Source organism: Novosphingobium sp. BL-52-GroH (assembly GCF_044813085.1).
Lineage (GTDB): Bacteria > Pseudomonadota > Alphaproteobacteria > Sphingomonadales > Sphingomonadaceae > Novosphingobium.
In genome coordinates, this window is the sequence record NZ_CP171152.1 from 1352297 (window position 1) to 1374040 (window position 21744).

A 21744-nucleotide genomic window follows, 5' to 3' on the forward strand; every position below is an offset into this window, starting at 1 on the left:
CATGCATCCGTGACGCGCGTTCAACCGCCGCCCACCCGCTCGATCAGCGCCATGGCGGCGGCCGGGGCGCGTTCCTTCGCGCCGTTGATGAAGAAGGCGAAGACCTCGCGGCCGTCCCTGGCCCAGGCCTTGGCGCGCGCCGCCCAGTGGTCGAGTTCGGCATCGGGATAGCCTTGTTCGAGGTCCGCGCGGGCGTTCTGGAGGCGCGCATAGACGAAAGGTGCGCCCTGGTCCTCGAACACGGGGTAATCGGGCGAATCGGCGAGGACCACCGCCACGCCGGCCTTGCGGCACAGTGCGAAGAAGGCAGGGTCCTCGAAGCTCTCGTGGCGCGGCTCGATCGCGTGGCGCAGGGCGAGGCCCTCGTGCTCCGGCGGCAGCAGGGCGAGGAACGCGGCGATCTCGTCGGCATCGAACCTCTTGGTGGCGGCAAGCTGCCAGTTGATCGGGCCCAGCTTGTCGCCCAGTTCGACGAGGCCCTGCGCCACGAAGTTGCCGACGCTCTCGCCCGCTTCGGCGAGGTTCTTGCGGACCGTGCAGTAGCGCGAGCCCTTGAGCGCGAAGACGAAGCCGGCGGGCACCGCGTCGCGCCACTTGGCGAAGCTGGCGGGTTTCTGGCGGCCGTAGAAGGTCGCGTTGATCTCGGTCGCGGTCAGGTGCTCGCCCACGTAGGCAAGCTCGCGCGCCTGTGCGAGGCCCTCGGGATAGAACAGTCCGCGCCACGGCTCGTAGGACCAGCCTCCGATGCCGACGCGGATGCTCACGGCTTGCGGCCCGGCCGCGACAGGCGCTTGCGGTTGGCGGTGACCTTCCGGCGATAGTGCGTGACGGCCTTCTGGGCGGTCTTTTCGGGCGAGGCCAGGCCGGCGGTCGCCAGCATGGTCGCGACTTCGGCGCCGGCCTTGAGCTTTTCGGACACCATCAGCCGGTTCTCGCGGTCGCTGCCCCGGCCGGTCATCATGTCGGTGGTGCGCAGGCCGATCACCATCATCGAATCGGCCCAGAGCCAGTAGCTGTCGTTGGCGAGCTTGAACCAGTCGGTCGTGGGGTTGCGCGGCATCCGGGGGGGCTCCTCTTCAAGCCGCATGGTAACACCCCTGAGCCCGGGCGCGAGCAAGATTCGTCGTCCCGGGCTCGACCCGGGACCGTGGGCTAGAAACAGCCCGACCCACGGTCCCGGATCGAGCCCGGGACGACGGATGCTCAATCGTGCTCGCGGTCGCCGGCGCCCATGTAAAGCTCGCTGCCGATGTCCTTGAACACCTTGGCCATCTCAGCCATTCCCGCTTCCGCCTCCTCGGCGGCAAGGAACTGCGTGCTCGGCTGGTTCTGCTTGGCTGCGAAGTCGCGCACTTCCTGCGAAATCTTCATTGAGCAGAACTTGGGGCCGCACATGGAGCAGAAGTGCGCCGACTTGGCGCCTTCGGCCGGCAGCGTCTGGTCGTGGTACTTCTCGGCCGTGTCGGGATCGAGCGACAGGTTGAACTGGTCGCGCCAGCGGAACTCGAAACGGGCCTTGCTCAGGGCATCGTCGCGCACTTGCGCCGCCGGGTGGCCCTTGGCGAGATCGGCGGCGTGGGCGGCAAGCTTGTAGGTGACGACGCCGACTTTGACGTCGTCGCGGTCGGGCAGGCCGAGGTGCTCCTTGGGGGTGACGTAGCAGAGCATCGCGGTGCCGTACCAGCCGATCTGCGCGGCGCCGATGCCGCTGGTGATGTGGTCGTAGCCGGGCGCGATGTCGGTGGTGAGCGGGCCCAAGGTATAGAACGGCGCTTCGCCGCAGGCCTCGAGCTGCTTTTCCATGTTCTCCTTGATCTTGTGCATCGGCACGTGGCCGGGGCCCTCGATCATCACCTGGACGTCCTGCGCCCAGGCGCGCTTGGTCAGTTCGCCCAAAGTGTAGAGTTCGGCGAACTGGGCCTCGTCGTTGGCGTCGTAGATCGAGCCGGGGCGCAGGCCGTCGCCCAGCGAGTAGGCGACGTCGTAGGCCTTCATGATCTCGGTGATCTCGTCGAAGCGCTCGTAGAGGAAGCTCTCCTTGTGATGCGCCAGGCACCACTTGGCCATGATCGAGCCGCCGCGGCTGACGATGCCGGTCATGCGCTTGGCGGCCAGCGGCACGTAGGGCAGGCGCACGCCGGCGTGGATGGTGAAGTAGTCCACCCCCTGCTCGGCCTGTTCGATCAGGGTGTCGGCGAAGATCTCCCAGGTCAGGTCCTCGGCCACGCCGCCCACCTTTTCGAGCGCCTGGTAGATCGGCACGGTGCCGATCGGCACGGGGCTGTTGCGGATGATCCATTCGCGGGTGTCGTGGATATTGCGCCCGGTGGACAGGTCCATGACGGTGTCCGCGCCCCAGCGGATCGACCAGACCATCTTGTCGACTTCGCTGGCGACGTCCGAGGCGACGGCGGAGTTGCCGATGTTGGCGTTGATCTTGACCAGGAAGTTGCGGCCGATCGCCATCGGCTCGGCTTCGGGGTGGTTGACGTTGCTGGGAATGATCGCCCGGCCGCGCGCCACTTCCTCGCGCACGAACTCGGGCGTCACGTAGTCGGGGATCGAGGCGCCGAAGCTCTCGCCCGAGCGGTTGTACTGCGCCAGGCGCGCACGGCCCAGGTTCTCGCGCTCGGCGACGTATTCCATCTCGGGCGTGATGATGCCGCGGCGGGCATAGTGCATCTGCGACAGGTTCATGCCGGGCTTGGCGCGCAAGGGGCGGCGCAGCGCGGTGGGGAACGGAGGGACGCCGCCCGAACGGTCGGGCCCGAGCTGGCCGTTGTCCTCGGGCCTCACCTCGCGCGGCGCGTATTCCTCGACGTCGCCGCGCGCCAGTTGCCAGTCGCGGCGCAGCGGCGCCAGGCCGGCGGAAATGTCGATCGTCGCATCGGCGTCGGTATAGGGGCCGGAGGTATCGTAGACGCGCACCGGCGGCTCGCCGCTGGACGGTTCGAGGTGGATTTCGCGCATGGCGACCAGCACTTGCGGGTTCGCCTGGGCGGGTACGTAGATCTTGCGCGAGCCACGGATCGGGCCGGTGGTCACGCCGATTTCGAGCTTCGAATTGATGTCGGCCATGGATGCCTCTCTTTTCCATGGACGGAATGGAGGCGGATCATCGGCGCAGGTCTACACGAACGCCGTCCACTCCCTCCGCCCGTACTAACGGGTTCAGGTTCGACGGGTCGTGTGGAGCATACCCACACCTCTCAGCCCAGGATCCTTGGTCGGACCCTGCTAGGCTCCCCGGGGTGGCACCGTGATAGACGCCCGCGGCGCGCAGGTCTAGATGCGGCGAGGATGCCGATGCTCTATCGCCTGGACGCCGCGGCGCGCGACGTGGCCCGCCTGTTCGGGGCGGAAGCGCGCGACGATCCCTGGGCGGGCGGGCACGTCGGCCCGGGCCAGTTCGCGCCGGTGATAACCGCAGGGCGCGAGGCCGTCGCCGGACCGCGTCCGCAAGGCCGCGCACCGCGCCGCATGGTCCCGCGCCTGTGGGGCGTGCCACCGCCGCCCACGGTGCAGGACGCTCCCCGCCACGGCATCCTGAGCGTGCGCAACCTCGAGAGCCCGTTCTGGATCGGCAACTTGCGCAACAGCGAGTTCCGCTGCCTGGTGCCGGCCACCGCGTTCATGGAATGGGGCAGGCCGTCGGTGCGCGATGGCAAGCGCCGGCAGGCGTGGTTCGCCTGCGCCGACCAGCCGGTCTTCGCCATGGCGGCAGTGTGGAAGGACAGCGAGGTCCCCTCCTTCGCGCTCCTCGCCTGCGAGGCGAACGCGGCGCTGCGCGCGCAGGGCCGCGAGACGATGCCGGTGATCCTGCCGCCCGACCCGGCGACCTGGGCGCTGTGGCTCAACGGCGGATGGGAGCGGGCGCGGGGGCTGGTGATGCCGTACTCGTCCTCGCTGATCGACATGCGCTTGCCGGCCTGACGTCCTCGGGGGGAGCTTCTAGGGCCAGCCTTGCGCCCCGCCACCTGCGACGCCATCTCGCCCCCATGCCTTCCACCCTCGACACCCTGCTCGGCGAAATCCGCGCCTGCCGCCTGTGCGAGCATGCCCTCGGCTTCGCGCCGCGCCCGGTCGTGGCGGCCAGTGGCTCGGCGCGGCTGCTCCTCATCGGGCAGGCGCCGGGGAGCAAGGTCCATGCGAGCGGGATCGGCTGGGACGACGACAGCGGCGACCGGCTGCGCGGCTGGCTGGGGCTCGACAAGGCGGCGTTCTACGACGTCGGGAAAGTGGCGCAGATGCCCTCGGGCTTCTGCTACCCCGGCAAGGCGAGCGGAGGCGACAAGCCGCCGCGTCCCGAATGCGCGCCGCGCTGGCACGCGCCGCTGCTGGCCGAACTGCCGCACGTGAGCCTCACGCTGCTGGTCGGGCAACATGCGCACCGGCGCTATCTGCCGCGCGGCTTCGCGCCCAACCTCACCGAGGCGGTGCGTCGCTGGCGCGAAGCGCCGGAGGGGCTGTTCCCCCTGCCCCACCCCGCTTGGCGCAGCCGGTTGTGGATGGCCGCCAACCCCTGGTTCGAAGCCGAGGTCCTGCCCGACCTGCGCGCAAGGGTCGGCGAGGTGCTGAACGCTCAGAACGTATAGGCGACGCCGCCACCGATGACCCACTGGTTCGCATCGCCGCGCAGCGAGGTATAGGGCGTGTCCTTGGCATCGTTGAGCATGCGCGAATAGTTGGCCGCACCGAACAGCGAGAAACCGCCGTCGCGCACGTCGCCCGAAAGGTCGTAGGCCAGTAGCAGCGAGGTGTTGACGCTGTCCCAGCCGCTCTTACCGCGATAGACCGGCAAGCTGCTCGCGACGCTCTGCTCCGGCGTGACGGAGTAGTAGTAGCGCCCGAATTTGCCGTCGACGTGACGGGCGCTGACCGCGACCACGGCGACCAGTGCCGGGCTGAGCGGCGTGGCGTAGCTGATCGCGGGATTGACCGTCATGCCCTTGTGGGCGCCGTTCACGTCCCACTTCACGTCGGCGGAAAGGGTCAGCGCATCATAGTCGTTGAGCAGCTTGTAGCCGGTGACGCCGGCCGTGAAGCCCACGTCGATCGCCGGGTCGAGCTTGCCCGCCGCACGGACGACAGGGTCCTTGATGCGGCCCGCACGGTTGGCCGAATAGGTCGCCACCGGGCCGAGCGAGAAGCCGACCTTCGCATCCTTGGCGTCGGGCACCAGGTCGAGCGCCACGCCGGCGACGCGCGGGTTGATGTCGATGCCCTTGAAGCGGCCCTTGACCAGCGGGACCGGCGAGAGGACGTAGTCGTCCGAACCGCGGTAGCTCGGGACGTAGACGGCGCCGGCACCGACCGTGAGGTAATCGCCGTCGAGGACGTTTTCGGCCGGTGCTTCCTGGGCAAGGGCAGGCATGGCGCACAGCGCGGTGCCGGCGGCAAGCAGAGTGGTGATCGGGCGTAGGCGCATGAAATTCCCCTGAATGTCTTGCAGCCCGCAACGCGCCGGAACGTGTGCGGTTGCGAAGAAGGGAATCAGTTCGCCGACTGCCAGTGGCGCACTGCCTCGCCCGTCCAGAACCGCACTACGCCACACGCGCAGACCGGGGACGGCCCATGGCCAGTTCCGTCACCAGCAGGGCCGGGGCAACGAGCAGCGCTGCGATGATCGCCCGCCGATGGGGCAACAGGCTCGTCATGGAGCGGCCGGGGATGCGGCACCGGTCCAATCGGGCGCCCGGCGGGAACGGATCAATCCCTGGAGAACGCCGGGGGATCGCCCTCGGGCAGCGTATCGCCACCGGGGCCCAGCTTGCGCTGCATCAGGAACACGTCGATCCACTGCCCGTGCTTCCAGCCCGCCGCCGCCAGCGTGCCGACCGGGAAGAAGCCGGCGCGTGCGTGGAGGACCACCGAGGTAGGTTCGGACGCGGCGATCACCGCGAAGGCCTGGCGGAAGCCGCGCTTCTCGCACTCGCCCAGCAATTCCCCCAGCAGCGCACTGCCGATGCCGCGGCCAATGCTCTCGGGGCGCACGTAGATCGTCGTCTCGACGCTGTAGCGATAGCCCGCGCGGGGGCCGTAGCGGTGCGCGAAGCCGAAGCCCAGCACGCGGCCTTCCTCGTCGCGGGTGACGAGGAAGGGATAGCCGCCTTCGATGTGCTCGCGGATGCGGCGGCGCGATTCGTCCTCGCCCGGGGGGACGGTTTCGAACGTCGCCGTGCTTTCCAGCACGTAGTGCGCGTAGATTTCGGCGATGGCGGCCGCATCGTCGAGCGATGCGTCGCCTATGGTCAGTACCCCTGTCATCGTCACGAACATGCAGCAAACCGCGCAGGCTGCCAAGTTGCAGCAATCGTTCGCAGTCCCTAAGCGTGACGCCATGCAGCAATATTCGGGCGAAACGCTCTCCTGTGACCTGGCGATACTGGGCGGCGGCCTCGCCGGAGGGCTGATCGCGCTCGCCATGGCGGCGCGCAGGCCCGAGCTGTCGGTCATGGTGTTCGAACGCGGCGAGCGGCTGGGCGGCCACCACGTGTGGTCCTTCTTCGCCAGCGACGTCGCCGACGCGGACGCGCAGGCCCTGGTCGAGCCCCTGGTCGCCGCGCGCTGGGACGGATACGCGGTGCGCTTTCCGGGGGCGGAGCGCACCCTCGCCACTCCCTACCGCAGCGCCACCAGCGCGCGCCTGGACGCGGCAGTGCGCGCAGCGCTGCCGGCGCAGCGGATCGTCACCGGGACGGACGTAGCCGAGGCCGGGCCGAACCACGTCGTCCTTGCCGACGGTCGCCGCATCGAGGCCGGCGGCGTGATCGACGCGCGCGGCGCCTCCGGGCTGCCGCACATGGCCGGGGGCTGGCAGAAGTTCGTCGGCCACACGCTGCGCCTGTGCGCTCCGCACGGCCTCGCCCGCCCGGTGGTGATGGACGCAACCGTGGCGCAACTGGACGGTTACCGCTTCGTCTACTGCCTGCCTTTCTCCGCAACCGAAGTCTTCGTCGAGGATACGTATTATTCCGATACCCCGGATCTCGACCTGCCCGTGATGCGATCGCGCATCGCCGACTATGCCGCGCGGGCCGGCTGGCAGGTCGAAAGCATCGCCTACGAGGAAACCGGGGTGCTTCCGGTCATCGCGAGCGGCGATTTCGCCGCGTTCTGGCAGTCCGGCGGCGCAATCGCCCGCGCCGGGACCCGCGCTGCCCTGTGCCATCCACTGACATCATACTCGATTCCCGATGCGGTAAGATTTGCGCTCTACCTGACCACACTCGACAACCTCTCGGGCGAGGCCCTATCAAGGACAAGTCATGACTGGGCCGCACGACACTGGCGCGAAGGACGCTTTTACCGGATGTTGAGCCGTATGCTTTTCGGCGCGGCCGAGGGTGCCGAACGCTGGCGCATGCTCGCCCGCTTCTACACCCTGCCGCAAGCGCTGATCGAACGCTTCTATTCCGGCCGCTCGACCCCGTTCGACATGGTGCGCGTGCTGGCCGGCAGGCCGCCGGTGCCGGTGGGCGCGGCGATCGCCAGTCTCGCCGGTGCCGGACGCCCGCTGGCGGACCTCGGTGCCGGACGCCGGCTGGCGGACCTCGGTGGCAGCCGCCCGCTGGCCGATCTGGGAGTCATGTCTTGAAGAAAGCCTGCGTCGTCGGAGCCGGCTTCGGCGGCCTCTCGCTCGCCATCCGGTTGCAGAGCGCCGGGATCGCCACCACGCTCGTCGAAGCACGCGACAAGGTGGGCGGCCGCGCCTACGTGTGGGAGCGCGAGGGCTTCACGTTCGACGCCGGCCCCACCGTCGTCACCGACCCTGACTGCCTGCGCGAACTGTGGTCGCTCTCGGGCCGCGACATGGCCGACGACGTGACGCTGATGCCGGTGCATCCCTTCTACCGCCTCAACTGGACCGACGGCGTCGTCTTCGACTACGGCAACGACGAGCCGGCGCTGCGCCGGGAGATCGCCCGCGTCAGCCCCGAGGACCTGTCCGGCTACGAGGACTTCGTGCGCTACGCCGCGGGTGTCTGGCAGGAAGGCTACGTCAAGCTGGGGCACGAGGCGTTCCTCGATTTCTCGAGCATGATCAAGGCCGCGCCGGCCCTGGCGCGCTACCAGGCGTGGCGCTCTGTCTACTCGATGGTCTCGCACTTCGTGAAGGACGAGCACTTGCGTCAGGCGCTCTCGTTCCACACCCTGCTGGTCGGCGGCAACCCGATGAAGACCAGCGCCATCTACGCCCTGATCCACAAGCTGGAGAAGGACGGCGGCGTGTGGTGGACCAAGGGCGGCACCAACAAGCTGGCGCAAGGCATGGCCGCGCTGTTCGAGCGCCTCGGCGGTACCCTGCGCGTCGGCGACAAGGTCCGTCAGGTCCACACCATCGGCGACCGGGTGAGCGAGGTCGAGTGCGAGAGCGGCTGGCGCGAGCGCTTCGACGCGGTCGCCTCCAACGGCGACCTGATGCACACCTACGGCACCCTGCTGGGCGATACGGTGCGCGGCAAGCAGATGGCCAGGAGCCTGGCGAAGAAGCGTTTCTCGCCCAGCCTCTTCGTCGTCCACTTCGGGCTGGAGGGCACCTGGCCCGGCATCCCGCACCACACCATCCTGTTCGGACCGCGCTACAAGGGCCTGCTCGACGACATCTTCGAGCACGGCGTGCTGCCGCGCGACTTCTCGATCTACCTGCACCACCCCACCGTCACCGACCCGTCGATGGCGCCGGCGGGCAAGAGCACGTTCTACGCGCTGGTCCCCGTCGCCCACATGGGCAAGCTGCCGATCGACTGGGCGCAAGTCGGCCCGATCCTGGAGCAGCGGGTGATCGCCGAAGTCGGCCGCCGCCTGATCCCCGACATCGAGGACCGCATCGTCACCCGCTTCCACTATGCCCCGCCCGATTTCCAGGCGGACCTCGGCGCGTGGAAGGGCAATGCCTTCAGTCTCGAGCCGCTGCTGACGCAAAGCGCCTTCTTCCGTGGCCACAACCGCGACGACAAGCTCAAGAACCTCTACCTCGTGGGCGCCGGCACGCATCCGGGCGCGGGGATTCCCGGCGTCGTCGGCAGTGCCAAGGCGACCGCCAAGCTGATGCTGGAAGACTTGCGGTGAGCCGCGAGGTCCACGCCCTCAATGCGGCCTGGGGCTGGACCGGCGTGGAATTTGCCGAGAAAGTCGCCCATAGCCTGATGGGGCACATGTTGGTTACCGACCGCAAGGGCGCATTCCACTACGTCGACCCGGACCTCGGCGCCGTCACCGCGCTCGGCAACGAGAAGGCCGCCGCCGCGCACATGGCGAAACAGGAAACCCAGGTCGTCTGGCGCGCCGATGCGCTGGTCGACGCCGCCGTCGCGCGCCTCGGGCCGCCTGCGCTGGGGGAAGTCTACAGCCTGACCCTTCCGGCGCTGCTCCGCGGCGACTATGCGCACGAGAACCTGATCCGGATCGACCTCGTCGAACTGATCCACTTGTCCGGCGACCTTGCCCGGCAGACGCACGATCTGCCCGATGGCGCGGTGGTCAAACTGAAAGTCGAAGACTGAAATGAAGCGCCTCGCCGTCTATTGCGGTTCCGCCACCCCCGCCGACCCGCGTTACGTCGAACTCGCCCGCGACGTGGGCACCGCCCTGGCCCTGCAGGGCATCGGCGTCGTCTACGGCGGCGGCCGGCTGGGCCTGATGGGCGCCGTCGCGGGCGCGGCGCTGGCGGCGGGCGGCGAATGCCTCGGCGTCATCCCCGAGGCGCTGGTCGGCGGCAACGGGCGTGGCGGCGAAGTCGCCAACTACGACTGCGAACTGACCATCGTCGCCGACATGCACGAGCGCAAGGCCGCCTTCACCCGCCTGTCCGACGGCTTCCTCGTCCTTCCCGGCGGCGTCGGCACCATGGACGAGCTGTGGGAAGCGGTGAGCTGGTCGCAGCTCGGCTATCACAACAAGCCGGTCGGCGTGCTCAATGCCTTCGGGTTCTACGACGGGCTGCTGGCGTTCAACCGCCACATGGCCGAAGTCGGCTTCGTGCGCCCCGCGCACCAGGGCATCATCCTGGCCGATACGCAGCTCGAGCCCCTGCTGTCCCTCATGCGCGCGCACGAGCCGATCGTGCCGATCGTCAACATGGACCCCGATACGCTGTGATCCCTCGACCCGATCAGCGCCTCCGCCACTGTGAACGAACGGCCCGCGCGGATGCCGTCTGACCGCGCCGACCTGGTCGCCGCCGCCCACGAATCGATCCGCCTGGGCTCGAAGAGCTTCGCCTCCGCCAGCCGCCTGTTCGACCGCGAGACGCGCGAGCGGGTCTGGCTGCTCTACGCCTGGTGCCGCGCCTGCGACGACATCGCCGACGAGCAGGACCACGGCCATGCGGCGCCGGCCGAGCCGGGCACCCGGCTCGACCCCGAATCGCGCCTCGCCACCATCCGCACCCTTTCGGAACTGGCGATGGCCGGCGAGGAGACCGGCTCCTTCGCTTTCGACGCGCTGGGCCAGCTCATGCGCGAAACCCCCGTGACGCGCGCGATGGTGGACGACGTGATCGCCGGTTTCGCGCTCGACGCCGCCGAATGGCGCCCGCGCAGCGAGGCCGACCTGCTGCGCTACTGCTACCACGTCGCCGGCGCGGTGGGAGTGATGATGGCCGCCGTGATGGGCGTGCCGGCGGGCGACGAGGACACGCTGGACCGCGCCTGCGACCTCGGCCTCGCCTTCCAGCTCGCCAACATCGTGCGCGACGTGTGCGAGGACGACGCCGCCGGCCGCTGCTACCTGCCGGTCGAGTGGCTGGTCGAGGCCGACATCCCGCCCGGCGAAGTGACCAAGCCGCACTACCGCCATGCGCTGGTGCCGCAAGTCGCGCGTGCCTGCGCACTGGCGCGCGGCTACGAGGCCTCGGCGCGCGTGGGCGCCGCACGGCTGGCCTTCCGCCAGCGCTGGGCGGTGCTCTCGGCCGCCAACATCTACGGCGGCATCGCCCGCGAGGTGGAGCGCCTGGGCGCCGGTGCCTGGGACCACCGCGTCGTCATCGGCAAGGCGCGCAAGCTCGCGCTGGTCGGCAAGGCCCTGCTCGAGGCGCGGGCCGCGCCGCCGGTCGCGGCGAAGCCGGCCCTCTCGCGGCGGGAACTGGTGGCCATGGCGCAGGCGTCGTCGCGGACCTGAGCCGACCGGCGCTTACATTCCGGAAACAATGCCGGGAGCCTTGCCCGAACCTACGCGTTTCGCCTGGAGTAACCCTCAGGAGAAACCCCCATGCTGTTCACCATCGCCGCCATTCTCTTCGTGCTCTGGGTGCTGGGGCTCGTCGTCTTCAAGGTGTCCGGCGCGCTGATCCACCTGCTGCTGGTGATCGCCATCATCGTCGGTCTCGTGCAGCTGTTCCGCGGCCGTCGAGGGGTATGACGCGAAGCACCGGGCGGCCCCGCGGGGCCGCTCAGTGCACGGCAGGCGGCGGTGGCGGCTGGTTGCGGTAGTACTCGGGCGGATTGATGCGGCGGAACAGCCGGCCCCGCTCCGAATAGAGCACCAGCGCCAGCGCCGCGAGGCCGCAGACCACCATCGCCCCCAGGATCGGCCGCGCCGTACCGTCGTAGGCCTGGCCGATCAGCGATCCCAGGATCGCCCCGAAGACCACCCGCACGAACGACATCACCGAGGCCGCGGCGCCTGCGATCCGCGCGAAGGGCTGGAGCGAGATCGCCTGGAAGTTCGAGCCCATGAAGCTCATCATGCACATGCTCATGGTCATCAGCGGGAGGAAGGTCCACAGGCCCTCGCCCCGGAAGGCGAGCATCAGGTGGACGGCGCCCAGCACGATGTAGGCCAGCAGCGCCGCATGCGAGACGCGTCGCGCGCCGAATCGCTCGACGATGCGCGAGTTCGCGAAGTTGGTGCAGGCCATCACCAGCGCCATGGCCCCGAAGATGAGCGGGAACGTCGTCCCCGCGCCGAAATGCTCGCCCACCAGTTGCTGCGCGCTGTTGAGGTAGCCGAACATCGCGCCCTGCGTGAACGCCGCGCCGATGAAATAGCCGAGCGAGGCCCGCTCGCGCAGGGCCAGGCCCATGTTGCCCGCGATCACCTTGAACTCGACCGCCTGGCGATTGGCCGGGTCGAGCGTCTCGGGCAGGCGCAGCCAGGCCCAGGTGAAGACCCCCCCGGCCAGCCCGCCCATGATCCCGAAGATCCAGCGCCACCCGGCGAACAGCAGGACCGACTGGCCCAGTATCGGCGCGATCATCGGCACCACCATGAAGGTCATCGCGATCAGCGACTGGGTGCGCGCCATGCGGTCGCCGTCGAATCGGTCGCGCAGGATGGTCATCGGCATGACCATCATCGCCGAAGTCACCAGCCCCATCACGCCGCGCGCGACGAGCAGCAGCTCGAAGCTGCGCGAGATCGCGCAGAGCAGCGAGAGCAGCATGTAGGCGGAGATCGCCACCAGCACCACCGGACGGCGCCCGAAGCGGTCGGCCAGCGCGCCGGGAAACAGCGAACCCAGCCCCGCGCAGATCAGGAACACGCCGATGATGAGCTGGCGCTGGTTGGGATCGGCGAGCTGCAGGTCCCGGCTGATCGCGCCGAGCGCGGGCAGCATGACGTCGATCGCCAGCGCCTGCAGCGCCTGCAGGGCAGCCATCATGGCGACGAATTCCAGTTCCTTCATGGGGAACTGGCGCGGTTCGGCATCGGGGGAATGCATGACGCAGCGCATGGCGCAGTTGCAATTGGTAAGCCAGTCAAAATACGCCTTGGATGGCGCTTTTCGGGCATCAGGGCCTATATGGGGGGCCATGTCGCCGCAGGATGATCTTCACACGAGGGACGACGCCAGAGACGGCGAGGCCGACGGCCTGCGCAAGATCATCCACGTCGACATGGACGCCTTCTACGCCAGCGTCGAGCAGCGCGACGACCCGTCGCTGCGCGGGTTGCCGGTGGCGGTGGGCGGTTCCTCCGGACGCGGGGTGGTGGCGGCGGCCAGCTACGAGGCGCGGCGCTTCGGCGTGCGCTCGGCGATGCCTTCGGCGCGGGCGGTGCGCCTGTGCCCGGACCTCGTCTTCCGCAAGCCGCGTTTCGAGGTGTACCGCGAGGTCAGCCAGCAGATTCGCGCGATCTTCCTCGACTACACCCCGCACGTCGAGCCGCTCTCGCTCGACGAGGCCTACCTCGACGTCACCGCCGACCTCAAGGGCATCGGCTCGGCCACCCGCATCGCGCAGGAGATCCGCCGCCGCATCAAGGCCGACACCGGCCTCACCGCCAGCGCCGGCGTCTCCTACAACAAGTTCCTCGCCAAGCTCGCCAGCGACGAGAACAAGCCCGACGGCCTGTGCGTGATACGCCCCGGCGAAGGCGCGCAGTTCGTCGCCGGCCTGCCGGTGCGCCGCTTCCACGGCGTCGGCCCGCGCGGCGCCGAGAAGATGGCGCGACTCGGCATCGAGAGCGGCGCCGACCTCGCGACCAAGGACCTCGCCTTCCTGCGCGCCAACTTCGGCAGCTTCGCCGAATACCTCTACCGCGCCGCCCGGGGTGTCGACCTGCGGCAGGTGCGCGCCGACCGCCCGCGCAAGTCGCTGGGCGCCGAGCGCACCTTCTTCGAGAACATCGAGGCGCCCGAGGCCCTGCGCGAGACGATGGACCACATCGTCGACGTCGTCTGGGACCGCATCGAACGCGCCGAGGCGCGCGGCCGCACGATCACCCTGAAGCTGCGCTACGCCGACTTCCAGACCCTCACCCGCGCCCGCTCGCTGGCCCATTCCGTCACCGACAAGGCAGAGTTCGCGGCCATCGGCCACGCGCTGTTGGAGGACCAGCTTCCCCTGCCCCAGCCGATCCGCCTGATGGGCCTGACGCTCTCGGCCCTCGAACGCGGCGAGAACGAGGACCGGCGGCGGCAGGATGGGCAGTTGTCGTTGCTGTGAGGGGGGCGGAAAGCAAGGCATATGCGGGTGGACATGCCCCGCGAAGGATTCCAGGAGGTACAGGCCCGCCCGACCGGACCAGATGCCTTCGCCCGCAACCGAAAGTCTCCGCCTCGTGATCCTGCCACGCCGACTCCTCCCGCGCCGCATGCGCATCGCGCTGCGTCGCCACGGACCGGAAGCGCTGGTCTGGCGCCGCCGCGTCGCCATCCTTGGCGGCGCCGTGCTGGTCGGCCTCGTCGCGCTGGTCTTCGCCGATACGGCCGATCGGGCCAATGCCCTGTTCCATCTTTTCGCGGGACACTGGTGGTGGGCGCCCCTGATCGCCACTCCGGCCGGATTTGCCGGCATCGCGTGGATGACGCTGCGCCTGGCGCCGCTGGCGCGGGGGTCGGGCATTCCCCAAGTGATGGCCGCGACGAGAAATCCGGAGGCAGCCCTCTCCACCCTGGTTTCGGCGCGGGCGGCATTCGCCAAGTTCTTCCTGACCACCGGCGCGCTGCTGGTCGGCGCCTCCGTCGGACGTGAAGGGCCCACCGTGCAGATCGCTGCGGCCATCATGGGCCGCATGCACCGGGCGCTGCGCATCCCGCTGCGGTCCTCGGTCTACATCGCCGGCGGCGCGGCAGGTGTCGCCGCGGCGTTCAACACGCCTCTGGCCGGGGTCGCCTTCGCCATCGAGGAACTCGCAGCCGCCTACGAGCAACGCATGACGCTGCTGGTCATGACCGCCGTGCTGATCGCGGGCATGGTCAGCCTCGGCATATCGGGCGACTACATATACTTCGGCGCGATGGGCCAGACGCTGGAATTGCGGCAGGCCCTGCTCGCGACGCCAGTGGCCGGCATCCTGGGCGGGCTGGCGGGCGGACTGTTCTCGCGCCTCATGCTGGCGTCGGGAACCACGACCGCCGGGCCGATGGCATGGCTGCGCAGCCGCCCGATCCTGCTGGCGGCGATCTGCGGCGGCGTGGTCGCGATCCTCGGTGTCTCCACGGGACTTACATGGGGAACCGGCTACGAGACGGCCCATGGCATCATTGCCGGCCGCGACGCCCCGCCATGGTTCGCAGCGGCCAAGTTCGCGACGACGCTGGCCACGGCCGTCTCCGGCCTGCCCGGCGGAATCTTTGCGCCGTCGCTGTCGATCGGGGCGGGCATCGGAGACCTTCTGCGCGGCATCTTCCCCGCCTACCCGCCCGGCGCCGTGGTGCTGCTGGGCATGGTCGCCTATTTCACCGGCGTGGTGCGGGCACCTCTCACGGCAGTGATAATCATCTCGGAAACGACCGCGAGCAGGGGACTGATGATGCCGCTGCTCGCCGCCGCGCTCCTCGGAGACTTCGCGGCGAAGAGCGTCTGCAAGGAAAAGCTGTATCACGGCCTCTCCCAGCGCTTTCTGCGCGGGGCCGCATGAACCCGCGCGTCGTCAGCCCGGGGCCTCGCTGGCGTTGAACACCGCCAGTTGATCGGCGAACGCGCGCTGGTAGGCGGGCCGCGCTTCGGCACGCGCGACGTAGGCAGCCAGCCTCGGATGGGCCTCAAGCATCCCCGTCGCCGCCGCCCGGCGCAGCACCGTGACCATCAGCAGGTCGCCGGCGGTGAACGCCCCGTCCAGCCAGTCGGCATCCCCCAGGCGGTCGGACAACTGCTCCAGCCGGACGCGGACGCGGTCTTCCAGGACGGGCAGGCGCGCGGCGAACCAGGGCTGGTCGCGTTCGAACAGCGCGGCCATCGACAAGTCGACGATCGGCGGTTCGAGCGTGTTGAGCGCGGCGAACATCCAGCCGATCGCACGGGCGCGGGCATCGGGTGCGGACGGCAGGAGGCCGCCGTGGCGCTCGGCGATGTGGAGCACGATCGCACCCGATTCGAACAGGGCGAGCCCGCCTTCCTCGAACGTCGGGATCTGCCCGAAGGGATGGAGCGCAAGGTGCGCGCCTTCCTTCATGGCGGCGAAGGAGACGAGGCGCACCGCGTAGGCCAGGCCCGCTTCCTCCAGCGCCCAGCGCACCCGCATGTCCCGCGCCAGACCGCGACCGCGATCGGGCGAGCGTTCGAAGGCGGTGATGGTGATGGTCATGCCAAGCCTCTCCCGATGGACGGACCCCGGACCGTACGAGACCTCGCGCCCGAAACGAAACAGGGCGGCCCCGCGAGGGACCGCCCTTGACCGGGTACGCCATCCTAACTCAGGCCGCGGCCGCAAGTTCCCGGCGGCTCAGCAATGCCAGCAGAGAGATGCGGTTGAAGAACCACATGCGCTGGAGGTCCAGGCCGGTGTACTTGGCCAGCGTGTTGGCGAAGGTATAGGGCGAGTACCAGTGGTTGTGGTCCGGGTGCACCGCTTCGAGGAACGTGCCGTCCCGCGCCACGTAGTCGAAGTGCCGGGCCGCGCATTGCGAGGCGTCGGGCACCGAGATCAGGAACAGCGCGGCATCCACCGCCTCCACCTGGGCGAGGAAGCCGGCGACGTCGGGGACGTGCTCCATGACCTCGGGCACCAGCACGAGGTCGTAGCTGGCGGTGACTTGCGCGAAGTCGGTGAACAGCGCGCCCGCGACGTGGGGGCGCAGCGCATCGAGCGCCTCGGCATGGGGGTCGAGCCCGTCCAGCTGCGCGCAATGCGGCTCGAGCGCGAGATGGAGCGAGGTCGCCGGGTCGGTGATCGGCCAGTCCGCGCAGCCGACGTGGAGCACCCGCTGCCCGGCGCACAGGCCGCGCAGCACCTCCAGCCGGCCGAGATCGGCCAGTTCCGCGCTCACCGGCACGCGCTGGAGGAAGTAGGGCGCGTGGAATCGTTCCAGGGGCGAAGCGGCGGGCGCGGGCGCGGGAGCCGCCACGGCAGCGACGTCGGCCTCGTGCAGCCGCTCGTAGCTCCCCAGCGTCGAGCCCCAGAGCTGGTGCGCGTAGACCTTGTCGGCGCCCTGGTAGGTCACGCCGGTGAAGTGGCGCGGGATGAAGTAGTGACTGGGGTAGATGCGCAAGGGGGTGTAGCCGTGCGCGCGATAGCTGTCGGTGAGGCGCTGCGGGCCGACCGTCTGCCAGGCCATGGCATGCGTCACCGTGGGCAACGCGGCGATGTCGTCGATGATCTGCCGGACGAAGCGATTGCCCGGCAGGCAGCCGAAGTAGCCCGCCGCGATCAGACCGGGCCGCGCGATCTCGCTCTCCCAGCAGGCGAAGGCCTCGCAGTCGAGCAGGGCGTCGTCAAGCGGGGCGACGCAGACAGAATCGGCGTCGAAGACCAGGCCGCCGTGCTCGAAAAGGATCTCCCAGCGCATCATGTCGGCCACGCCGTTCAGCTCGCGCGGGGCCATTTCGTCCATGTGGCGCGCGTTGACCCAGCCACGCCCCGCCAGTTCGGCATTGCCCCAGAGGCGCAACTCCCAGTCGGGATGGGCGACCCGCCAGGTCTCGATGCAGTTGTCGGGGCGCCTTGTCTCGTCGCCGACCCAGATGAAGTGGAAGGTCTTGGGAATCATGCTCGCGTCGCCTCCGGCCGGGCTGGAGTCTGTCCGCTTGCGGCCGGACGGGCGCGGGCCGGTGCCGGCAAACAGGACAGACCTGGGATGCCGGATGCTAGGGCCGCATGGTGAATCGGACGCGAAGCGGCACTACGCAAATGCCGAAGGGTCCTTCCCGGCCAATGGGTGGCGGCCGGGAAGGACAGGTGTCAGCCGCGCCAGGGTGGTGGCGCGAACGGCGAACGTGTCGGCCGGAGCGGGGCTTGTTTGCGGAACGGCCTCGCTCCGACCGGGCGACCCGAAGGCCGCCAGGGGGTTCGAATCCCCTTAATCCTGCGGGATCACCCAGCGGATGGTCCCGTCGTAAGTGCCTGCAACTTTCTCTCCCGCCCCGTCGCTCGCCGAATCGAAGCGTGCCCGCCGGGTGACGTTGCGGCAGGTGGCGGCGTCGAGCCCGGCGTGACCGCTCGATTGCGTGACGGTGCAGTCCGTCACCCGACCCGACGCGTCGATGCCGAGGCGGAAGCGCACGGTGCCGGTGTGGCCCGCGCGGATGTCGGCGGTCGGATAGTCGTCGGTGGTGACCCAGCGCGCCACGTCGCCGCGCGGCCTGGCGACTTTCGGGGTGAATCGCGCCGGCGTCTCCGTGGCCGTGGGGGTGACGAAGAACGGCTCGCCCGTCGCGACGCCGCCGGTCGGCAGCACCGGACCGACCGGCACGACGGCGAGCGTGGTGTCGGGCATCGCGGGCAGCCGCGGCTGGGAAACCCGGGCGACGGGATCGGCTTGCAGGGGGCGTTCCGGTTCGATCCTGGGGGTCTCGACCGGCTGGGACGGGATCGGCGCGGTGGGATAGAGGTTGCTTGGCAGGTGCCGGGGCGGATCGGCGGCAAGGAACGTCACGGCAAAGCCGTTGACCAGCGCGATCGCGAGCCCGCCCTGGATCAATGCGACGACGCCGCCGGTCAGGACCTTCTTGTTGCGATTGCCGGAATTCCCGTCGGTATAGGACATCGACATCCTTTCCTCGAAGCGGGCGCGTCCTGCGATCCATCGCAGGTCCGGCACCGTTCATGGCATCGACAATATCACGACCGCTTTACTTGGGAATTCTTTTTTACTAAGGATACCAAGTATTTAATTGTGCATGGTTATTATGACCATGCTTAGTTCGTGTTGCGCCGCAATATTCACGGGCAATATTCAGCGCGCGCCCGCAAGGGCCTTCTGGCGGCGGCGCTGCACCGAACTGCCCAGGCCGATCGCCTCGCGGTACTTGGCGACGGTGCGGCGCGCCAGCTCGAAGCCCTTGGCCTTGAGCAGCTCGACCAGCGCGTCGTCCGAGAGGATCGCCTTGGCGTCCTCGGCATCGATCAGCTGGCGGATCGCGGCCTTGACCGCCTCGGCCGAAGCGCCGCCCTCGCCGTCCGCCGAACCGACGCCGGAGCTGAAGAAGAACTTCAGCTCGTACGTGCCGCGCGGGCAGTTGAGGAACTTGTTGGAGGTGACGCGGCTGACGGTCGATTCGTGCATGCCGATCGCCTCCGCCACCGTCCGCAGCGTCAGCGGCCGAAGCAGCGCGACGCCATGGCGGAAGAAGCCGTCCTGCTGCTTCACCAGTTCGGTGGCGACCTTGAGGATGGTCTTCTGCCGCTGGTCGAGCGCCTTGATGAGCCAGTTGGCATCGGCCAGCTTGTCCGAAAGCCACGCGCGCGCGGCCTTGTCGGGACAATCGCCCTTCAGTTCGACGTAATAGCCGCGATTGACGATCAGGCGTGGCAGGGTCGCCTGGTTGAGGGCGATGTCCCAGCCTCCGTCGGCGCGCGGGGTGACCAGCACGTCGGGCGTGACCGCGCCGCTCGGCTCGCCGCCGAAGCGCAGGCCCGGCTTGGGGTCGTAGCCGCGCAGTTCGCCGAGCATGTCGGCGAAGTCCTCGTCGTCCACGCCGCACATGCGCTTGAGCCGGGGCAGTTCGCCGCGCGCCAGAAGGTCGAGGTTGTCGATCAGCCTGGCCATCAGCGGATCGTAGCGGTCCGCCTCCCGGGCCTGCAGCGCGATGCATTCCGACAGGCTGCGCGCGCCCACGCCCGTGGGATCGAGCGTGTGCACCAGCGCCAGCCCTTCCGCCACCTCGTCTACGGCGATGCCAAGGTCGGCGGCCAGCTCCGACAGGCCGACCGGCAGGTAGCCGGCCTCGTCGAGCTGGCCGATGATGTACCGCGCGACGCCGGCCACGAAGGGATCGCGGGTGGAAGCGCCGACTTGCGCCTCGAGATGCTCGACCAGCGTACCTGCGAGCGCCGCTCGATCGTCGATGCCTGGACCTTGCTCGCCGGGGCCGCCAGTGCGCAGCTCGGCACCCCAGCCGGTGTCGTCGGCACCGCCCAGGCCGCCGTCGCCGGTGTCGCGGTCACGGTCGAGCGCGGTGGCGTCGATGTCGAGTGGGCGGTCGTCGGCAGCGCGGCCCTCGCCGATGAGCTGGTCGACCGAAGACCCTTCCAGGGTGGTACGACGCTCGTCGAGCGTCTGATCGCCCGGGATTTCCACCGCATCGGCGGACGCACCGCCGCCGACGTCGAGCAGGGGATTGGCGTCGAGCGCCTCGCCGATGAACGTCTCGATCTCGAGATTGGACAGCGCCAGCAGCTTGATCGCCTGCTGCAACTGCGGCGTCATCACCAGCGACTGGCTTTGCCTGAGATCCAGGCGTGGCCCCAGAGCCACGGATCAAAGCTCCGCGGTGAGCGGCCTCACAGCGCGGAGCCCCTCACAGCGTAAAGCCTTCGCCCAGATACAGGCGGCGCACGTTCTCGTCCGCCACCAGTGCCTCGGGGCTGCCGGCGAACAGCACCTGGCCACCGTAGATGATGCAGGCGCGGTCGACGATGTCGAGAGTCTCGCGCACGTTGTGGTCGGTGATGAGGACGCCGATGCCACGCGTCTTGAGATCGCGAACGAGGTCGCGGATGTCGGAGATCGACAGCGGATCGATGCCGGCGAAGGGCTCGTCCAGCAGCATGATCGAGGGCTTGGCGGCCAGCGCGCGGGCGATCTCGCAGCGGCGGCGTTCACCGCCCGAGAGCGCCATCGCCGCGCTGGAACGCAGGCGGGTGAGGCCGAATTCGTCGAGCAGCCGGTCGAGTTCGGCCTGGCGCACGTCGCGGTCGGGCTCGTTGAGTTCGAGCACGGCGCCGATGTTCTGCTCCACCGTCAGGCCGCGGAAGATCGAGGTTTCCTGCGGCAGGTAGCCCAGGCCCAGGATCGCGCGGCGGTACATCGGCAGGCGGGTGACGTCGACGCCGTCCATCAGGATACGGCCCGAATCCGGCCGCACCAGGCCCATGATCGAATAGAAGCAGGTGGTCTTGCCGGCGCCGTTGGGGCCGAGCAGGCCAAGCACCTCGCCCTTGGCGACCGACAGCGAGATGTCGGAAAGGACGGTCCGCTTGTCGTAGCTCTTGGCGATCGAGATCACCTCGAGCCCGCCGTTCGCGGCGAGAAGCGCGGAGTCGGTGGCGCTGGCGTGGTCCTGCGTGAATTCGGTGCTGGCAGTCATCGCGGGGGACTTAACGCAGGCATGCGGGTCCCGGCAAGCGAGCATTTCTGCTTAAAGGCCGCTTCGAAAGTCGCGGAAGGGCGACTTCCGGGCCCGGTTCCGGCCCATGCCTCGGCTCGGCCTCCGATCCGGGATACAGCGTCGCGGGAAGGCAGGTGGAGGGGCGCGCCGGAACGGGACGTTCGAGGCACGCTGTTGGACGCCAGGACCGGCTGGTTTCGGGCCTGGCTCGTGCCGCTGCGGCGCGCCTGGACCTTCGCAATTGCAGAAAACGAAACTGAACTTGATCTGAATATCATTCGATGTTGTACTCCACGAAAAGGACGAGGAGTCGCCCTCATGGACAGGATACCGGACCATGCAGCGCATCATTCGGCGCTCAGTTCCCATGCGGCCGAGCATTCGCGGCCGGATGCCTTCCGGCGGCGTGCCGTCGTGGAGGATTTCGGAGCCCCGAAGGAACGCGCTGCCGTGACCACCGCGACCACCGACTGGCGCCGCAAGATGAGCGATCACATCGCCTATGCCCTGCTCGTCTACACTGCCCTGCAGATCTTCGTGACGGTCGGCGCGCTCAAGGCCCATGGCGGATCGCTGCTGCCCTATTTCGCGCTCGTCATCCTCGTCGTCGCGATCATCCCCGCCTGCCGCCGCTTCGAATCGCGCTGGAACCGCCTTTCCGACGAACAGGCACACGATCCCGCGCTGGCGCCCTACTACCGGCGCGACCGCCTGGCCTTGTGGGCGCTCGCGATCGGCCTGCCCTTCGCCCTGACCGCGCTGTTCAAGGGACTGGCGCTGGCGTTCGCCTGAACGGCGGCGGCGTTCGCCA

General features: G+C 69.1%; 22 protein-coding genes and 1 riboswitch. Of the genes, 11 read left to right on the forward strand and 11 right to left on the reverse strand.

All coding sequences use genetic code 11. The annotated features are described in order from the left end of the window. Window positions 1-20: 20 nt before the first annotated feature. The 3 genes from ACFFDA_RS19055 to thiC all read right to left on the reverse strand — a co-directional run bounded on the left by ACFFDA_RS19055 (window position 21) and on the right by thiC (window position 3078). On the reverse strand, window positions 21-764 hold the full coding sequence (locus tag ACFFDA_RS19055; protein ID WP_404482345.1) for a DUF72 domain-containing protein: 744 nt from the start codon (window positions 762-764) through the stop codon (window positions 21-23). Then, window positions 761-1060, reverse strand: coding sequence for a hypothetical protein (locus ACFFDA_RS19060; protein WP_404482346.1), 300 nt, complete (start codon window positions 1058-1060; stop codon window positions 761-763). The genes ACFFDA_RS19055 and ACFFDA_RS19060 overlap by 4 nt, the downstream gene beginning before the upstream one ends. Window positions 1061-1203: 143 nt before the next feature. After that, a complete protein-coding gene (gene thiC, locus ACFFDA_RS19065; RefSeq protein ID WP_404482347.1) occupies window positions 1204-3078 on the reverse strand; it encodes a phosphomethylpyrimidine synthase ThiC in 1875 nt (624 codons plus the stop codon). Window positions 3079-3132: 54 nt separating this feature from the next. Beyond that, a riboswitch (TPP riboswitch) is annotated at window positions 3133-3260 on the reverse strand. A gap of 46 nt (window positions 3261-3306) precedes the next feature. Between thiC and ACFFDA_RS19070 the strand changes: the two genes are divergently transcribed. After that, window positions 3307-3933, forward strand: coding sequence for an SOS response-associated peptidase family protein (locus ACFFDA_RS19070; RefSeq protein WP_404482348.1), 627 nt, complete (start codon window positions 3307-3309; stop codon window positions 3931-3933). Between the two features lie 65 nt (window positions 3934-3998). Further along, on the forward strand, window positions 3999-4595 hold the full coding sequence (locus ACFFDA_RS19075) for a uracil-DNA glycosylase family protein (RefSeq protein WP_404482349.1): 597 nt from the start codon (window positions 3999-4001) through the stop codon (window positions 4593-4595). Here the strand turns inward: ACFFDA_RS19075 and ACFFDA_RS19080 are convergent. Then, window positions 4583-5428 carry a MipA/OmpV family protein gene (locus ACFFDA_RS19080; RefSeq protein WP_404482350.1) on the reverse strand — a complete coding sequence of 282 codons (846 nt, stop codon included), beginning with the start codon at window positions 5426-5428 and terminating at the stop codon, window positions 4583-4585. The genes ACFFDA_RS19075 and ACFFDA_RS19080 overlap by 13 nt on opposite strands. 281 nt (window positions 5429-5709) lie before the next feature. Further along, window positions 5710-6279 carry a GNAT family N-acetyltransferase gene (locus ACFFDA_RS19085; RefSeq protein WP_404482351.1) on the reverse strand — a complete coding sequence of 190 codons (570 nt, stop codon included), beginning with the start codon at window positions 6277-6279 and terminating at the stop codon, window positions 5710-5712. A gap of 61 nt (window positions 6280-6340) precedes the next feature. On the opposite strand from ACFFDA_RS19085, the gene crtY reads away from it, so the two are divergent. The 6 genes from crtY (at window position 6341) to ACFFDA_RS19115 (ending at window position 11361) form a co-directional block, all read left to right on the forward strand. After that, window positions 6341-7597, forward strand: coding sequence for a lycopene beta-cyclase CrtY (gene crtY, locus ACFFDA_RS19090; RefSeq protein ID WP_404482352.1), 1257 nt, complete (start codon window positions 6341-6343; stop codon window positions 7595-7597). Beyond that, the gene (locus ACFFDA_RS19095; protein ID WP_404482353.1) at window positions 7594-9072 is read left to right on the forward strand and encodes a phytoene desaturase; all 1479 of its coding nucleotides are present in this window, start codon (window positions 7594-7596) and stop codon (window positions 9070-9072) included. The genes crtY and ACFFDA_RS19095 overlap by 4 nt, the downstream gene beginning before the upstream one ends. Then, the gene (locus ACFFDA_RS19100) at window positions 9069-9506 is read left to right on the forward strand and encodes a T6SS immunity protein Tdi1 domain-containing protein (RefSeq protein WP_404482354.1); all 438 of its coding nucleotides are present in this window, start codon (window positions 9069-9071) and stop codon (window positions 9504-9506) included. Before ACFFDA_RS19095 ends, ACFFDA_RS19100 begins: the two co-directional genes overlap by 4 nt. 1 nt (window position 9507) lies before the next feature. Next, a complete protein-coding gene (locus ACFFDA_RS19105) occupies window positions 9508-10101 on the forward strand; it encodes a TIGR00730 family Rossman fold protein (protein ID WP_404482355.1) in 594 nt (197 codons plus the stop codon). Between the two features lie 51 nt (window positions 10102-10152). Beyond that, window positions 10153-11121 carry a phytoene/squalene synthase family protein gene (locus tag ACFFDA_RS19110; RefSeq protein WP_404482356.1) on the forward strand — a complete coding sequence of 323 codons (969 nt, stop codon included), beginning with the start codon at window positions 10153-10155 and terminating at the stop codon, window positions 11119-11121. Between the two features lie 90 nt (window positions 11122-11211). Then, window positions 11212-11361 carry a lmo0937 family membrane protein gene (locus ACFFDA_RS19115; RefSeq protein ID WP_404482357.1) on the forward strand — a complete coding sequence of 50 codons (150 nt, stop codon included), beginning with the start codon at window positions 11212-11214 and terminating at the stop codon, window positions 11359-11361. Window positions 11362-11392: 31 nt separating this feature from the next. Here ACFFDA_RS19115 and ACFFDA_RS19120 read toward each other — a convergent pair whose 3' ends face one another. After that, window positions 11393-12664, reverse strand: coding sequence for a multidrug effflux MFS transporter (locus ACFFDA_RS19120; RefSeq protein ID WP_404482358.1), 1272 nt, complete (start codon window positions 12662-12664; stop codon window positions 11393-11395). 91 nt (window positions 12665-12755) lie between these two features. Here ACFFDA_RS19120 and dinB point away from each other — a divergent pair, with 91 nt between their 5' ends. Beyond that, a complete protein-coding gene (gene dinB, locus ACFFDA_RS19125; protein ID WP_404482359.1) occupies window positions 12756-13889 on the forward strand; it encodes a DNA polymerase IV in 1134 nt (377 codons plus the stop codon). An 82-nt stretch (window positions 13890-13971) separates the two neighbouring features. Further along, complete coding sequence (locus ACFFDA_RS19130) at window positions 13972-15306, forward strand: chloride channel protein (RefSeq protein ID WP_404482360.1); 1335 nt, start codon at window positions 13972-13974, stop codon at window positions 15304-15306. Window positions 15307-15318: 12 nt separating this feature from the next. Here the strand turns inward: ACFFDA_RS19130 and ACFFDA_RS19135 are convergent, their stop codons facing one another. The 5 genes from ACFFDA_RS19135 to lptB all read right to left on the reverse strand — a co-directional run bounded on the left by ACFFDA_RS19135 (window position 15319) and on the right by lptB (window position 20912). Further along, complete coding sequence (locus tag ACFFDA_RS19135; RefSeq protein WP_404482361.1) at window positions 15319-15972, reverse strand: glutathione S-transferase family protein; 654 nt, start codon at window positions 15970-15972, stop codon at window positions 15319-15321. A gap of 109 nt (window positions 15973-16081) precedes the next feature. Continuing rightward, window positions 16082-17374: a mannosyltransferase gene (locus ACFFDA_RS19140; protein ID WP_404482362.1), complete on the reverse strand. Its 1293-nt coding sequence runs from the start codon at window positions 17372-17374 to the stop codon at window positions 16082-16084. A gap of 309 nt (window positions 17375-17683) precedes the next feature. After that, on the reverse strand, window positions 17684-18370 hold the full coding sequence (locus ACFFDA_RS19145; protein WP_404482363.1) for an energy transducer TonB: 687 nt from the start codon (window positions 18368-18370) through the stop codon (window positions 17684-17686). Between the two features lie 189 nt (window positions 18371-18559). Further along, on the reverse strand, window positions 18560-20080 hold the full coding sequence (gene rpoN / locus ACFFDA_RS19150) for an RNA polymerase factor sigma-54 (protein WP_404482364.1): 1521 nt from the start codon (window positions 20078-20080) through the stop codon (window positions 18560-18562). A gap of 43 nt (window positions 20081-20123) precedes the next feature. Then, the gene (lptB, locus tag ACFFDA_RS19155) at window positions 20124-20912 is read right to left on the reverse strand and encodes an LPS export ABC transporter ATP-binding protein (protein WP_404482365.1); all 789 of its coding nucleotides are present in this window, start codon (window positions 20910-20912) and stop codon (window positions 20124-20126) included. A gap of 339 nt (window positions 20913-21251) precedes the next feature. Here lptB and ACFFDA_RS19160 point away from each other — a divergent pair, with 339 nt between their 5' ends. Next, window positions 21252-21725, forward strand: coding sequence for a hypothetical protein (locus tag ACFFDA_RS19160; protein WP_404482366.1), 474 nt, complete (start codon window positions 21252-21254; stop codon window positions 21723-21725). Window positions 21726-21744 lie beyond the last annotated feature (19 nt).

Bases quoted from the DNA above. Each gene is read 5' to 3' on its own strand.
- ACFFDA_RS19060 (WP_404482346.1), bottom strand. From the start codon at position 1,060: ATGCCGCGCAACCCCACGACCGACTGGTTCAAGCTCGCCAACGACAGC.
- thiC (WP_404482347.1), bottom strand. From the start codon at position 3,078: ATGGCCGACATCAATTCGAAGCTCGAAATCGGCGTGACCACCGGCCCG.
- ACFFDA_RS19070 (WP_404482348.1), top strand. From the start codon at position 3,307: ATGCTCTATCGCCTGGACGCCGCGGCGCGCGACGTGGCCCGCCTGTTC.
- ACFFDA_RS19075 (WP_404482349.1), top strand. From the start codon at position 3,999: ATGCCTTCCACCCTCGACACCCTGCTCGGCGAAATCCGCGCCTGCCGC.
- ACFFDA_RS19080 (WP_404482350.1), bottom strand. From the start codon at position 5,428: ATGCGCCTACGCCCGATCACCACTCTGCTTGCCGCCGGCACCGCGCTG.
- ACFFDA_RS19085 (WP_404482351.1), bottom strand. From the start codon at position 6,279: ATGTTCGTGACGATGACAGGGGTACTGACCATAGGCGACGCATCGCTC.
- crtY (WP_404482352.1), top strand. From the start codon at position 6,341: ATGCAGCAATATTCGGGCGAAACGCTCTCCTGTGACCTGGCGATACTG.
- ACFFDA_RS19105 (WP_404482355.1), top strand. From the start codon at position 9,508: ATGAAGCGCCTCGCCGTCTATTGCGGTTCCGCCACCCCCGCCGACCCG.
- ACFFDA_RS19110 (WP_404482356.1), top strand. From the start codon at position 10,153: ATGCCGTCTGACCGCGCCGACCTGGTCGCCGCCGCCCACGAATCGATC.
- ACFFDA_RS19115 (WP_404482357.1), top strand. From the start codon at position 11,212: ATGCTGTTCACCATCGCCGCCATTCTCTTCGTGCTCTGGGTGCTGGGG.
- ACFFDA_RS19120 (WP_404482358.1), bottom strand. From the start codon at position 12,664: ATGCATTCCCCCGATGCCGAACCGCGCCAGTTCCCCATGAAGGAACTG.
- dinB (WP_404482359.1), top strand. From the start codon at position 12,756: ATGTCGCCGCAGGATGATCTTCACACGAGGGACGACGCCAGAGACGGC.
- ACFFDA_RS19130 (WP_404482360.1), top strand. From the start codon at position 13,972: ATGCCTTCGCCCGCAACCGAAAGTCTCCGCCTCGTGATCCTGCCACGC.
- ACFFDA_RS19135 (WP_404482361.1), bottom strand. From the start codon at position 15,972: ATGACCATCACCATCACCGCCTTCGAACGCTCGCCCGATCGCGGTCGC.
- ACFFDA_RS19140 (WP_404482362.1), bottom strand. From the start codon at position 17,374: ATGATTCCCAAGACCTTCCACTTCATCTGGGTCGGCGACGAGACAAGG.
- ACFFDA_RS19145 (WP_404482363.1), bottom strand. From the start codon at position 18,370: ATGTCCTATACCGACGGGAATTCCGGCAATCGCAACAAGAAGGTCCTG.
- lptB (WP_404482365.1), bottom strand. From the start codon at position 20,912: ATGACTGCCAGCACCGAATTCACGCAGGACCACGCCAGCGCCACCGAC.
- ACFFDA_RS19160 (WP_404482366.1), top strand. From the start codon at position 21,252: ATGGACAGGATACCGGACCATGCAGCGCATCATTCGGCGCTCAGTTCC.